This window comes from Dyella sp. 2YAF14 (assembly GCF_052114725.1).
In the GTDB taxonomy this organism is placed as follows: Bacteria; Pseudomonadota; Gammaproteobacteria; order Xanthomonadales; family Rhodanobacteraceae; genus Dyella.
In genome coordinates this window covers 169,879-182,766 of sequence record NZ_JBFRFH010000007.1, presented here as the reverse complement: position 1 = coordinate 182,766, position 12,888 = coordinate 169,879, and the positions used below count along the sequence as shown (strand labels likewise).

General features: G+C 60.8%; 10 protein-coding genes. 3 read left to right on the top strand and 7 right to left on the bottom strand.

Annotated features, from left to right (window positions below; translation table 11 throughout):
- Positions 1-636: 636 nt before the first annotated feature.
- The 3 genes from AB4Y82_RS12940 to AB4Y82_RS12930 form a co-directional block, all read right to left on the bottom strand.
- Entirely contained in the window at positions 637-939 is a 303-nt protein-coding gene (locus tag AB4Y82_RS12940; RefSeq protein WP_441602057.1) for a hypothetical protein, read from the bottom strand.
- 68 nt (positions 940-1,007) lie between these two features.
- Positions 1,008-1,766, bottom strand: a complete 759-nt coding sequence (locus tag AB4Y82_RS12935; RefSeq protein WP_441602058.1) for a peptidoglycan recognition protein family protein — start codon at positions 1,764-1,766, stop codon at positions 1,008-1,010.
- Positions 1,767-1,770: 4 nt separating this feature from the next.
- Positions 1,771-2,352 carry a PAAR domain-containing protein gene (locus AB4Y82_RS12930; RefSeq protein WP_441611364.1) on the bottom strand — a complete coding sequence of 194 codons (582 nt, stop codon included), beginning with the start codon at positions 2,350-2,352 and terminating at the stop codon, positions 1,771-1,773.
- Positions 2,353-2,815: 463 nt separating this feature from the next.
- On the opposite strand from AB4Y82_RS12930, the gene AB4Y82_RS12925 reads away from it, so the two are divergent.
- The 3 genes from AB4Y82_RS12925 (at position 2,816) to AB4Y82_RS12915 (ending at position 6,690) form a co-directional block, all read left to right on the top strand.
- Positions 2,816-3,160, top strand: a complete 345-nt coding sequence (locus tag AB4Y82_RS12925; protein ID WP_441602060.1) for a hypothetical protein — start codon at positions 2,816-2,818, stop codon at positions 3,158-3,160.
- A 141-nt stretch (positions 3,161-3,301) separates the two neighbouring features.
- Positions 3,302-3,643 carry a HigA family addiction module antitoxin gene (locus AB4Y82_RS12920; protein ID WP_441602061.1) on the top strand — a complete coding sequence of 114 codons (342 nt, stop codon included), beginning with the start codon at positions 3,302-3,304 and terminating at the stop codon, positions 3,641-3,643.
- Between the two features lie 62 nt (positions 3,644-3,705).
- Positions 3,706-6,690 (top strand): TonB-dependent receptor domain-containing protein, encoded by a 2,985-nt coding sequence (locus AB4Y82_RS12915; RefSeq protein WP_441602062.1) that lies wholly within the window; start codon positions 3,706-3,708, stop codon positions 6,688-6,690.
- Between the two features lie 180 nt (positions 6,691-6,870).
- Here AB4Y82_RS12915 and AB4Y82_RS12910 read toward each other — a convergent pair whose 3' ends face one another.
- The 4 genes from AB4Y82_RS12910 to AB4Y82_RS12895 form a co-directional block, all read right to left on the bottom strand.
- Positions 6,871-7,437, bottom strand: a complete 567-nt coding sequence (locus tag AB4Y82_RS12910; RefSeq protein ID WP_441602063.1) for an RNA polymerase sigma factor — start codon at positions 7,435-7,437, stop codon at positions 6,871-6,873.
- A 540-nt stretch (positions 7,438-7,977) separates the two neighbouring features.
- Positions 7,978-8,508: a sigma-70 family RNA polymerase sigma factor gene (locus AB4Y82_RS12905; protein ID WP_441602064.1), complete on the bottom strand. Its 531-nt coding sequence runs from the start codon at positions 8,506-8,508 to the stop codon at positions 7,978-7,980.
- A gap of 365 nt (positions 8,509-8,873) precedes the next feature.
- Positions 8,874-9,908, bottom strand: coding sequence for an alpha/beta hydrolase (locus tag AB4Y82_RS12900; RefSeq protein ID WP_441602065.1), 1,035 nt, complete (start codon positions 9,906-9,908; stop codon positions 8,874-8,876).
- Positions 9,909-10,004: 96 nt separating this feature from the next.
- Positions 10,005-12,809 (bottom strand): helix-turn-helix transcriptional regulator, encoded by a 2,805-nt coding sequence (locus AB4Y82_RS12895; protein ID WP_441611362.1) that lies wholly within the window; start codon positions 12,807-12,809, stop codon positions 10,005-10,007.
- Between the last annotated feature and the right edge of the window lie 79 nt (positions 12,810-12,888).

Genomic DNA, 12,888 nt, shown 5'->3' with positions numbered 1-12,888 from the left:
GATCAGGTCTTCGGGCTTCTTGTAGTTGGCCAACAGGCTGCTAAGCAGCTCGTCGGGCACGTCGTGCTTGCGTGGACTCATGGTGTCTCCGGGTCAGGTGGCAGTGTCCTGCCAAAGGCCCGTTTACACAAAATCTAGGACACGCCCGATTTGGACCCAATGCCACGATCCTTGTCACGCTATTTACGGGGGTGCATCAGAAACGCCGTGTCTTGAAGTTCTCTCTTGCAAACGGGAAGGACATGTTTGCAAAGGACGGCAGCCTGATGCACGACGCACTAATCAGCTACTGGGTGTCACCGACGTCCAAAGCGGCAGTCCTTGACTGCCGCAAGCACCAAAATTCGTGAGGAGAGCGTGCCCTATCTATGTACTGCGCCGTTACCCAGCGTGCGGCCCGGTTCGCGGCGGCGAAAGTTGCAATGCCCTTAGGGCGCCTTGTTCGTCGACTTCAGGGCAGTTCTCCAAACCTGGGGCAGGGCGCGCTGTTGTCGCCAGCCTTCATGAAAAGGCCACTCTGACCCCGCATTCGGTCGCCGCATCGGGCGGCGCATGGGGCGCGGAATCTGTTCTACGACAATAGAGGCGCACCGGCAGCAGCACACGCTGTCACCACACCAAGCCACAGCAGTCGACTCACTGCTTGCGCCCGGCGCCCGGCAAGGCCGGGGCGTATAGTCGACACCCATCCGTCGCTCCCGCCGAGTGTGTGCACATCATGCGATAGCACTGCTCCGCATCGCTCGCGCCATACCGTATTTCGCAGAATTCGTGAAAGCTGGCCTTTTCGGCTGGCGTTAATTCGTCGATCTCTTTGGCGTGCAGGTATGGCCGGGCAGGATTCTGAAAGCGATACTGCCAAGTTCCTTTGTGCTTGACGAACCACTCCCACACCACGCCCGTTTCCTCATCATCGGTAACGGTGCGCTCGACTCCCATGTGATAGCGCCAAACGGGGACACTAGCTACCAATAGCGCCGCGGCTGCAAACCATGCAATTGCCGCTCTCACGGTGCCGACGCGTTCAACTGGCGGCGCAGCATGTTTGAGATTACCAAGCCGTAGGCACCTGGGCATGCGCGGCTCGTGCCCAGCTTGTTTGCAAACTCGCGATGGCCGCCAACGACGGCTATGTTGAAGTAGCTCGCCAAGCTCTTGCAAAGGACTGACACCGATTCGATCTGCGGCTCAGTCGGCACGTCATAGCCAAAATCGAGGGCATCCTTTGTTACCCCCGCCAATTCAACGGCGGCCGCCTTAAGTCCGCTATCGCGATATTTTCTTGAAATGCTGGGGCCATCGTCCATTGCCTCGCCAGGCAGGCTCAAGTTGGCTAGCAAGACAATGCCGATGGCTCCTGTGTTGCCGAGTTCGATGTGGCTCCCCTTATACCGAATGTCTAGCGCTTCATAGATGATGCCTTTGCAATCTATGGCGTAGTGGTAGCTGACTTGCCCGAAGCGTCCTAAATCGGTTGCTTCGACTTTGCGCATTTCCATCGCGCCATCGGCCGAGCATGAAAAGCTGTTGCCCGCATGATGTATCGCAATTTGTGTGTAATCCCAATCTTGCTCTGGGCTTGTGGCCGGTGTTTTCGCCTTCCAATCCGATCGTGTCTGTACTCGCACGCCTTGCGCTTGCACAGCATCAATGATGGCTTGACGAACTGCGGCGCGATTATTCACGGTGACTTCGATAGCATCATCACGGCCACTTCCGACTGCTGTCGTCGCTGTTGTCCAGTGCTTTATTGAGTAGTCGGCCATGCTGTCAGATTCCGTGAGTGGGAGTCAGGGGGCGTCGCGGGGCGACGAAAATCGCGTGCAACATGACGTCCGACGGCGTGTCGCTTGCGACACGCGCGTATCCATCCGCGTCTGTCGTGGTGTGTCTTCTGCGCCCGTTGGCTTCCACAATGACGGGATGATTGCCTAACGGCTCGCCCGTCGAACTGTCCCGCAGTAATACCCAGCGCGTCGCGCCGCCCGCCGATGTCAACGCATGATCAGCGCCGTTGGCGGAAAGCATGGCATCACGCAGCGCATGGGCATCATCTTTAACGTCGTTCTCAAACACATGCGAGGCAAGGTCCTGCGATTTCAGGAGCGTAGGCGACGGTACGCATGCACATACACATTTGTCGCCGTCCAGTAGCACCTGTATACCGAACAGCGTTTGCTTGTGAAACGGCGGTACGTTCACGCCGTGGCCGGTAGTTCCGCACGCGGGGCAATAGATGCGCGCCCCCACATAAGCAACGGGTACGCCCTTGATGGTGTTGTTAGTGGCGCCGTCGAGAACGGTGCCGCCGGCCGTCGTCCTGGCCCCTTGCGTAATCAGATATCGCCGCATTGATACGTACCGCATTTCACGTGGGAAACCCCAACGGTGTCATGCGATGCGGGCATCAAACAGTCGGAAACACGGTGTGTTGTCGTGAGCGATCGCCGTCGGCGTAAGCCAGTGAAGTTTGGCGGTTTGGCTGTAGGGGATGTATTACGGATGGGGTAACGGGATTGGGTTCGCTTCTCGGACCGAAGCGCAACTCGAAGCCGGCGTAATTCAGTGAGCCTCCACCGACATTCAATCCAGCCAGCGCCGCCGTACCCACCACGCTCCGCAATGCGCACGCCCGCCCCATATAACCCCGACAGACACGCCGATTCCTGATCGCTAGCTTCGTCTAGCCATCCGCGCATCCGATTTTTCTTGCAACGCCGCGCGAATGACCATGACCCCAAGTCATGAAGCGCGAGCCGTGAGTGCAGCAACACCCACGACCCGCTAACCATCTCCAACTACCTCAGAGTTGATCATGGCTATCCGCGATCATACGGCACGCGTTCGCCCGTCAGTTCCCGCTGACGACACCCTCACTGGCTCGCCCAACGCCATTTCTACCGCAGGCGTCGCGTGGCCGAAAACCTTCCGGCAAAGCACTCGCGCAGACATCGCCCTGGCGGTGCTCACGCTGACGCGCCTGCATCACGACAGTGATCGATGGCGCAAGGCGAGAGCCGGTGGGTTCCCCGCCAGATCGCTGGTGTGGCCGCTTTCCGAGGCGGAGATCACCAGTCTCGACACCGCAGTTCACTGCCTGCTGCAGTACGCCAGGCTGCTCGGCGACGCGCCTCGAGTGAGTTGTCCACCCGGTCATTGATCTCCCCCGGCGGCGCATCGGCCTGCATGGCGGTGCGTCGCCACCTGGGGATCGCTGATGTACCTACCAGGCATTCGCTGACGCGAATGACCGTAAGTGCGCGCCCGTTCTGAGGGCGTGTCCGACAGGGGAAGGAAATCCATGGAACTGATCAGACTGGCGCCGCGCCTGGGCGTCGATGCGTCGCTGCGCCTGCGCTCTCCCGGGGACGTGCTGCTGCACGACTACATGCGTACGGAGCGGCTCAACCCCGCGCAATTCGCACGGCGCACCGGCATCCCTGCTGTGCATATCAAGGAAATCCTCGCGGGCGAACGATCCGTTACGCCACGGCACGCGATACGGCTCGCCATCGCGCTGGATACATCGGCGCTCTATTGGCTGGTGTTGCAGGCGCGCTATGACCTGGCGCGCGAGGCGCGAGGCATCTCAACCACCGGCCGCTCAATGGCGCGCGCCGACGCACCGCCCGACTTTCGTTAGCCGCCTTTGATGGCCGCTCACGCGATCCGCCAACCACCCTCTCACGACATAAGGAATCGATCATGGCTAGGCCAGGTCTGCAGGTACGCACGTGTCCGTCGTTCGCATCGCGCCCCTTCGCATCGCACGCTGTGTGGAATGCGCCGCCTCACGAAGCAGCAAGGCCGCCCATCATGGGGGCCGGTGCGCTGCGTTATCGCCGTCGTTCCACCCTGGCCATCGCGTTGCTGGGTCTGTGTGCGGCGAGCGTGTCGCCGGATGTCGTCGCCGATCCGCAGGCATCCGCACGCCCTGCGGAAACGGATAGCCGCAAGGCCGATGCGGATCAAAAGCCCGGCACTAAGAAACTGGAAACGATCACGGTAACGGGTTCGCTGATCCCTCAGGTCGAGATCGAAACCGCGGCGCCGTTGATCATCATCTCCGGCGAGTCGCTGCAGGCCCGCGGATTTGGCACGGTGGCCGAGGCGTTGAAGCAATCCTCGGTGGCCACGGGCAGCGTGCAGGGTGCGCAGAGCTCCGCCTCGTTCACCCAGGGCGCGGAGACGCTCAGCCTGTTCGGCATGCCGCCGGGTTTCACCAAATACCTGATCGATGGCCGGCCGATGGGTAATTTCCCCGCGCTGTACAACGGCCGGGACGTGTTCAACAACTTGTCCGGCATCCCGATGCAGTTGGTCGATCGCATCGAGATCCTGCCGGGCGCGCAGTCGTCGCTGTATGGGTCGGATGCGATCGCGGGCGTGATCAACGTGGTGCTGAAGAAGCATGTCGATGGCGCGTCGCTGGATGCGCGCTACGGCTTCTATCAGGAAGGTGGTGGCGTCAGTAGGCGGCTGAGCTTCAGTGACGGGTTTCAGCGTGGCCGCTTCAACCTGATGGGTGGCGTGCAATACGAAAACGTCGATCCGATCTGGGGCTATCAGCGCGGGCTTACCCGCCGGCGCAACACCGACGGCACCGGCCCTTCGATCGCCAGCGGCGATTATCTGCTGGTGAGCGGCACCACCGGGCGCTACATCAACGTGGAAAAGGTCGACGCCAGCGCCTGCAGTCGCGTGACCGAACAGTTTGCCGGCACCACCGGCTATCGCGTGCGCTCGCCCAATGGAAGCTACTGCGGCTCGTTCTATTCACCGGGCTACCGCACGCTCGCCAACGGCACCGAGAACGCGCAGCTGTATACGCACGCCAGCTACGATGCGGGCGAACACGTGCAGTTGTATGGCGACCTGCTCTACAACTACAACGAGACCCGCTACGCGACAGGCTCCAATTACACGTGGTGGGGCAGCAGCGCCAAGTACCGCTACTTCTACGACACGAAGTTGCGTGACTACGTGCAGATGCAGCGCGCGTTTTCGCCAGAGGACGTGGGCGGCTACGACTCCATCATGAACAAGTCCCTGGAGAACGCCTATATGCTCACGCTGGGCGCACAAGGGCGCCTGGGCTCCAGCGCGTGGGATTACGACCTTGGCTTTACGCATTCGGACGACCAGCTGAATCAGCGCGGCTTTGCGCGCTGGACCGACCCCATCAACGACTACTTCGTGAGTCACGTGCTGGGCCCCGACCTGGGGCCGGACCCGCGCGGCCGCGGCTATCGCAGCTTCGCGCCCGACTACGCTGCGTTCTACACCCCCATGTCGGTCGCCGACTTCCGCAGTTTCACCGGCTACACCAGCAGCCGCAGCAAGACCTGGGACAACCTGGCGCGCGGCCAGCTCACCAACGCCTCGCTGGTCACCTTGCCGGGTGGCGATGCGGGAATCGCTGCGGTGGTGGAAACCGGCAACCAGGGGTGGGATTACACACCGGATGCGCGCCTGATGAATGGCGGTGTGTGGGGCACGACGGCGGTGCAGGGTGCGGGCCATCGTTCGCGTTACGCCGGCACGCTGGAGTTGCGCGCCCCGGTGTGGCGTCAGCTGACCGTCGATGCGTCGGCGCGCTATGACAGCTACAAGGTGGCCGGCAAGCAGGTGGCCAGCGCCACCTGGAATCTCGGCCTGGAGTATCGGCCGATCGAAACGCTGCTGCTGCGTGGCAAGGTCGGCACCGCCTTCAAGGCGCCGACGCTATCCGATCAGTTCCAGGGCTTGAGCGGCTTCTACAGCAGCGCCACGGATTACTACAATTGCGCCGCGCTTGGTTACCGCGGACCCAAGATCGACCAGTGCCCGGCGCGCTACGGCAACGTGCAGTACTTCGGCCAGCAGTCGGGCAACCCGGCGCTCAAGCCGATCGAAGCGAACGCCTGGAGCTACGGCGTGGTGTGGTCGCCGTTGTCCCGCATGGCGGTCAGCGTCGATTACCTGCACTGGAACGTGCAAGGCGAAGTGCAGAACCAGAGCGTGGACTCGCTGCTCAACGACGAGATGCTGTGCCGGCTTGGCGAACGGGACATCAATACACCGTCCTGCCGCACCGCCTTGGCGCAGATCACTCGCAGTACCGGCGTTGCCAACGACGGCACCATCGGTGATATCACGTCGATCTATCGCACCAAGGTCAATGTCTCACGCCGTGTCATCGGTGCGTTGGTGGCGGATTTTCGCTATGGCTTCGGCATTGGGCGTTATGGCGACCTGAACTTCACCGCGACCTACACCGACATGCTCAAGCACGACTATCAACCGTACGCCGGCGATCCGATGGTCGACCGTCTGCGCGACCCCACGTGGAGCACCGATTTCAAGACGCGCGCCAATGCCTCGGCCAACTGGCATCGCGGCAACTGGTCAGCCACCCTCTACGCCAACCGCTACGGCAAGACACCCAACTACCTCGCCTCCAACAATGGCTACGACTATCCCGGCGCAGGCGTGTTGGCGCCATGGATCCGCTACAACGCCAGCGTGTCGTATCAGCCGATGCCAAGCCTTCTGCTTTCGATGCAGGTCAACAATCTGTTGAACGCTATGCCGCCGCGTGATGGCAGTTATCCCGGTACGTCGGGTGCGCCGTATAACTCGAGCAATTACAGCGTGTATGGGCGGGCGTATTACCTGCAGGCGACTTATCGGTTTGGGGAGCGCAAGTAGTAGGAGCGTCTATTGAGGAAACGTAGTGGCTTGGCGCACATGGGCAGGCCACTCGAACTCCCTTGGCGCTAAGGATCCGCTTCCGACCCGAAACGGATCTTGGACATCGGCCAGTAACAGCAAGGGCGCAGTGGATCGCATCCTTCTCTTCCACTCACGCCAGGTTTGAGCGGCATGGTTTCAATCGCCGGCCAGGAAGGGAAGGACATTGCGCAAACTGGCTTTGGCCTGGAACAGGCGCGCCTTCACGGTGCACAAAGGTATGCCAGTGATGGCGGCTATGTCGTCCAAACTATGGCCTGCGCCGTAAACCAGCTCAAATACCAAGCGCTGGTCGGAGGTGAGGCGGGCAAGACCATGGGTGATCCGATCCCGCAACTGGCAATGTTTCCCGGCGTTGGGCGACGGCGTCAGAGCTTGAGTGAAGCAATCTGCATCGATAAGTTCGGCACCACGTCGGTGTAGCGCCTTCAGCCCTGCGCGATAGGCGATGCCCATGATCGAGATGGAGACAGGGGACGCCTGTCGAAACTCCGATGCCTTTTGCCAGACGACCCAGAAGCATTCATTGATCACCTCATCGATGATTTCTGCATGTCGGGTCAGGCGATAGAGAAACTCACAAAGTCTCCCGTGATAGTTGTAGTAGAGCGTCGCCAACGCATCTCGATCGCCATCGGCGATGCGCTTAAGGAGCAGCCTGTCCATGGCCTCGGTGTCCTGCTCTCGGTGGGAACGGGTCTTCATGAGTGACCTAACGCCCATATTGAAATATTCAGGGGAATAGAAGCCCGTCGGCGCTATCGGCCGGTATGTGGCTCTACTTGTATTGATGGGCTGGGGTAGGGGAGTGAGCCCACGGCATCTTGCGATATGCGCGTATGTTTTTGCGATGTCATAAGCAAGACAAAGCATGCTTTTGTGGGGCCCGTCGCATATCGGGCGCCTCGTGTTTCTGCAGAGCAATTTCTGATGATGGAGGCGAGCGCACGCGACCATCTCAGGCTATGGTCAGATGTATGCGTTGCCGTTTTGGGTACCTCGCATCAGGCCTCCAAAGTCGAGTAAAGATTCCGAATGGACGGCCGATACAGGCGCGGATTCTCCACGCATTTTTCGGGTCGGCTGTTTTAGCCGCGACGTCGCGCCCTGCGGACAAGCAAGGCCGCCTGCATGGAAATTCAATTCAGGAGGCCAGGCAGATATGCAGATGAAAAGCAGTGGAAGGGCGATCGGCGCGAAGTCAGTCTTTTGAAGAATGGTGTGTGGACATTTGGGCGGGTTGAGCTATGCCCAATTGTCCCTGACACCATTTCCCACAGTACCCACAGGTACGCCCGTGATCGTGGCCACGTCATCGAGGCTGTGACCAATTCCGTAAACGGGCTCGAAGACCAGACGCTGGTTGGGCTTAAGTGGGGTGAGGCCTTTGGTGATCCCATCTCGCAACTCGCGAACTTCCTCGGGATCGGTTGAAGGGATGAGATATTGATTGACGTTATCTCCGTCGACAGGTTCGGCACCACGCCGACGCAGAGCCTTCAGCCCCGCGCGATAGGCGATGCCCATAATCCAGGTAGATACGAGTGATGCCTGTCGAAAGCCTGCTGCCTTTTGCCAGACGATCCAGAAGCATTCATTGATCACCTCATCGATGATCTCCGCGTGTCGGGTCAGGCGATACAGGAACGCACATAGGCTCTCGTAATAACCGTAATAGAGCGTCGCCAAAGCGTCCCGATCGCCATCGGCGATGCGCTCAAGAAGTAGCCTGTCGCTAGCTTCGGTGTCTTGCTTTGGGCATGTACGGGCATTCATGGGTAGCCTGATACCAACGTAGAAAATATCCGTAGAAACAAAAGCCCTCCGGCGCATTTGGCCGGTGAGTGGCGTTACCGATGTGATGAGCACCGCCTGTGCACGAAATCCGCGATCAGGTGTTTTCTATTGCACTTGCTGCGAGAGATGAGAAGGGCAGAAGCCTTACTCCTGCTGCGACCTTTCTCGATGACGCCTTGGCGAAGTCCAACAAGTCCTGTTTGAACTTGTCCTGCGGTGATTGCACCACCCGGCGTGGGACACTCCGATGCATCCTGAGCGCTCCATGCTTGATTGGAGTCACGACTGGTCGCGCAGGCAAGAAGGCGGCGTCCAGGCGCCGCCTTCTGCTTCACAGACCTGCATCACTGCGCCAAGTGGGCCTTGATCTCGGCTGACATCTGGCGGATCGCGGCCTGCGGCTCGGGATCGGCCTGGAGGCCGTTGAGCAGGACGAAGTCATGGATCATTCCGTTGTACCGTGTGGCGATCACCGAGACTCCGGCTTCCTTGAGCTTGCGTGCATATGCTTCGCCTTCGTCGCGCAAAGGATCGTTCTCTGCGGTGATGACCAAGGCCGGCGGAAGTCCATTCAACTCCTGCAAAGTGGCACGCAGCGGCGATACATAGGGATTGTCGCGGGTCTTGCTGTCCGGCGCGTACAGATCCCAGCCGTATTTCATGAACGCGCGGGCCAGAAACCGCCCCGTGCCGAACTCTCGATAAGACGCGGTATCCACGCTGGCGTCCGTCGCCGGGATCATCAACACCTGATAGCTGATCTTGGGTCCATGCCGGTCTTTCGCCATGAGCGCCAGCGCTGCGGACATGTTACCGCCCACCGAGTTGCCGGCCACTGCGATCCGGCTGCCATCGGCGCCGAACTCTTCCGCGTGGGCAGCGACCCATTTCAGCACGGCGTAGGACTGATCGAGCTGAGTGGGAAAGCGAGCTTCCGGTAGTGATGTGTACTCGACGAAGACGCCGATCTGACCGGAGCCCACCACCAAGTCCCGCAGTAGGCGTTGATGGTTCTGGAAGTTGCCGACGATCCAGACACCGCCATGGATGAACAGCAGAACGCCCGGCTTACCGGTCACCTGCTGGGGCTTCATGATGTAGACCTTCACCGTCTGACCGTCCTGGGTGATGGTCTGCTCGGTCGTGGTCACCCCGGACATGTCGACATGGGTCTTGTTCTGCAGACCCGTCAGGATCTCTTGCGGCTTGGGTTGAGGGAGCTCCCAGAATGGACTTGAGTCTTTGTTGATTTCGCGCAGGAAGGCGCGGACTTGGGGGTCGATCCGGGGGTCGGTTGCGGCATCGGGCTCCGCAAAGGCGGCTTGTGTCATGAGGACTGCTCCCAGGGCTAGTGTTGCGAGCGAAAAGACGCGCTTCATGGTCGTTCTCCATCCAAGAATTGGATGGCGAAAAGCTAGTCCTGGAGGGGGGATGGTCGCTTCTGTCAAATGACCAGTCTGATGACCGGTTGGCCATCAACCTGCCGGGTTTTCAACGCCGGCGAGCATGGGGCCTAGCATCGACCGAGATGTAATACCGGTCTTGGAAAAGATTCGGTGCAGGTGATATCCAACCGTCCGGTGCGACAGGTACAGCCTGATCCCTATCTCCTTGTTCGAAAGCCCTTCGGCCGCGAGCTGCGCGACGTGGAGTTCCTGCGGGGTCAGCGTCTCCCAGATGCGCTCCGTTCGTTGGCGGCTGGATTCACCCGAAGCGCGCAGCTCCTCGCGTGCGCGGTGGCTCCAGGGAGCGGCGCCGAGTGCGTCGAAGATGTCGCGGGCCTCACGCAGGGGAGCCCTTGCATTCGCAGGCCTGCGCTGCCGCCGCAGCCATTCGCCGTAGGCAAGGAGCAGGCGTCCACGCAAGAATGGCCAGTTCTTCGCAGCCGGGCCGAGGCCCAGCAGGAACCAATGTTCGGCTTCGGCCGGCGCAGCGAGCAACGCCTTGCTGTAATGGAGCATCGTTTCGACCCATGGCATCGGGGTCGGGGCCGATGCCAGCTCGATCTGGTCGATCACACGCCGGGCCGCGTCCGGATGGCCGGAAAAAACGGCTGCCTCCGCGAAATACGCCAACGCAAAAAACTCAAGGCCTGAATTGAAGGCCGGGTCGGCCGGCGAAAAAACGCGCTGCAGCTGTTCGTAGGCCAGCCAATGCTGGCCTGCTCCGATGGCAGAGGCACCGCGCGCGATCTGCAACAACGCCCGCAAGAAACCGGCGCCAACCGGTAAAAGTAGACGTTCCGCTTGCGCGGCAAACGCTTCGGATTCGTCCAGGTTCCCCTGCATTCCCACAAGCTTGGCTTTCAGGATAGTGGCCGCGGCCACCCATAAGGTTCCGCCTGTCTCCTCGGCAAGGCGTGCGGATTCTTCGGCCTCCCTCATCGCGCCCGCCCAGTTGCCGACTTCCATTTCGGCCCATCCGCGGGCAAAAAGCACGCGGGCGAGCTCGCCGAGCCGGCCCTGAGCGCGCAGCGCAGCACTGAACTCGGCGAGCATGCTCACGCTGAAATCGAAGGCGCCAATGATGTTGGGAGTGGTCGCGATGACCCTCGCGATCGCCGGATCGCTGTGGTCGATGGCCGTGAGCTTTTGCAGCGCATTGAGCACGCTGCGGCTACGCCGGAGCGGTTCGACATAGGCAGATATGGCGGTCAGGCGTGGATCTTCCTCTGGCAAGCCCAGCCGGTTTGCCGCAACGAGAATGCTGGCCCGGAGTTCTCCACTCGCACTGCTCCACCAGCAGCGTTGCGCAGCGCGCCACAGGAGATTGCAGGCCAGGTCCTTCGCGCCAGCGGCGTCGGCCTGTGCGGCGAAGCCAATCAGGGTCGCGACTTTCGCGGCGTCATAAACCGCCGGGGGCTTGCTGATCTCACGACACCAACTGATGCGCACGGGCGTGAGGTTGTCCGACTCGTCCACGTCGACCAGGCGCAACAGGCGTTCCAACACTTGCGGTTGACCCAGGTCTGCCGCAAGTTCGGCGGCCCGCAGAAGCCTGTCACTTTTCGCCCTTGCACTGGTGCTCAGTCGTGCGGCGTTCTCCAGGACCTCGATCGCCATCGCAACCGCACCTCGCCGCAAGGCGCGCTCCGCCATGCGATCGTGCTCGGCTGCGAGCTCGTCATCCGGCCCGATGATGGCCGCCGCGCGGTGCCACAACCGACGATCCAGCTGCCCCTCAATGGTCGCGGCAAGTGCGGCGTGAATCTGTTGGCGCGTTGCCAGATCGGCCACCTGATGGAGGGCGGAACGAACGAGGGGATGCCGGAACCGCACCTCCGTTCTGTCAACTTCGATAAGTCTGGCGGCGATGGCCGGTGCCAAGACATCGACTCCCACCCGCTCACCCAGCACGACTTCGCCGGCACGCAGCACTTCCTGGAGCGATGCTCCATCATTCTCCGCTGCCACGAACAACAGCGTGCGGGTAGCATCGGGAAGATCGGGCAAGCGAGACGAGAAGGCGCGTTCCAAACGCTCGGTCAACGGAAGCCATGCCGGGTCGCCTGCGTCTGTTGGGCGTTTGCCGCGAGGCAGCTCCAACAGCGCCAGCGGATTGCCGGCGGCTTCCGTGAGGAACAGTCTGCGTAGATCAGGCGACAGATCGGGGGCGTGTGTGTCCAGCAACTGCCCGGCATCGGTACCGTCCAGTTCCGAAAGCCTGAGCCGCAACGTGTCAGTGTCTCCGAAGGGGCGATCGAAACCGTCGCGTATGGCCACCAGGAGAATGATGGGGTCTGAACTGAGTCTGCGCGAGATGAACGACAAGACGTCATAAGTGGCCTGATCAAGCCACTGGACGTCGTCAGCAATGAACAAGATGGGCGTTGAGGTGGCCCTTTCGCTCAGAACAAATAAGGTCGCGAGTGCGACCAGGAAGAGGTCAGGCGCTCCCCCGTCGTCATGCATGCCAAAGGCAGACAACAATGCGGATCGCTGCCGAGGTACCAGGCTTGCGATCTGCTTCTTCAATGGACGAAGGGCGAGTTCAAGTGCCGCATACGGCAAATGGACCTCGGCAAGAACGCCGGTCATATGCAGTGCGGTAAAGCCGCGTTCTTTGGCTCGGTGCCTGGCAATTTCCAGAAGCGCAGATTTCCCGATACCTGCATCGCCGCTGATAACAAGCGCCGATCCGCCTTGATCGATCCGGTCGATCAGATGATCGATCAGGGCGATGTCCTTCTCCCGGCCTTGCAAGACAGGCGACGGCGACCGGGCGACCCGCGTGCGCTGTTTCTGCACAGCAGGGTACGTCTTTTTCGGACCGTTGGTCATCGCACAACCGTCGCAGACGCGACGCCTAGACTCCGCAGCGTTATGCACATCTTACCATCCGCAAGATTTGGGGAAGCAA

Excerpts from the sequence above, each read along its gene's own strand:
- AB4Y82_RS12925 (WP_441602060.1), top strand. The coding sequence starts at position 2,816 with ATGGCTATCCGCGATCATACGGCACGCGTTCGCCCGTCAGTTCCCGCT.
- AB4Y82_RS12940 (WP_441602057.1), bottom strand. The coding sequence starts at position 939 with ATGGGAGTCGAGCGCACCGTTACCGATGATGAGGAAACGGGCGTGGTG.
- AB4Y82_RS12895 (WP_441611362.1), bottom strand. The coding sequence starts at position 12,809 with ATGACCAACGGTCCGAAAAAGACGTACCCTGCTGTGCAGAAACAGCGC.
- AB4Y82_RS12910 (WP_441602063.1), bottom strand. The coding sequence starts at position 7,437 with ATGAAGACCCGTTCCCACCGAGAGCAGGACACCGAGGCCATGGACAGG.
- AB4Y82_RS12930 (WP_441611364.1), bottom strand. The coding sequence starts at position 2,352 with ATGCGGCGATATCTGATTACGCAAGGGGCCAGGACGACGGCCGGCGGC.
- AB4Y82_RS12935 (WP_441602058.1), bottom strand. The coding sequence starts at position 1,766 with ATGGCCGACTACTCAATAAAGCACTGGACAACAGCGACGACAGCAGTC.
- AB4Y82_RS12905 (WP_441602064.1), bottom strand. The coding sequence starts at position 8,508 with ATGAATGCCCGTACATGCCCAAAGCAAGACACCGAAGCTAGCGACAGG.
- AB4Y82_RS12920 (WP_441602061.1), top strand. The coding sequence starts at position 3,302 with ATGGAACTGATCAGACTGGCGCCGCGCCTGGGCGTCGATGCGTCGCTG.
- AB4Y82_RS12900 (WP_441602065.1), bottom strand. The coding sequence starts at position 9,908 with ATGAAGCGCGTCTTTTCGCTCGCAACACTAGCCCTGGGAGCAGTCCTC.
- AB4Y82_RS12915 (WP_441602062.1), top strand. The coding sequence starts at position 3,706 with ATGGCTAGGCCAGGTCTGCAGGTACGCACGTGTCCGTCGTTCGCATCG.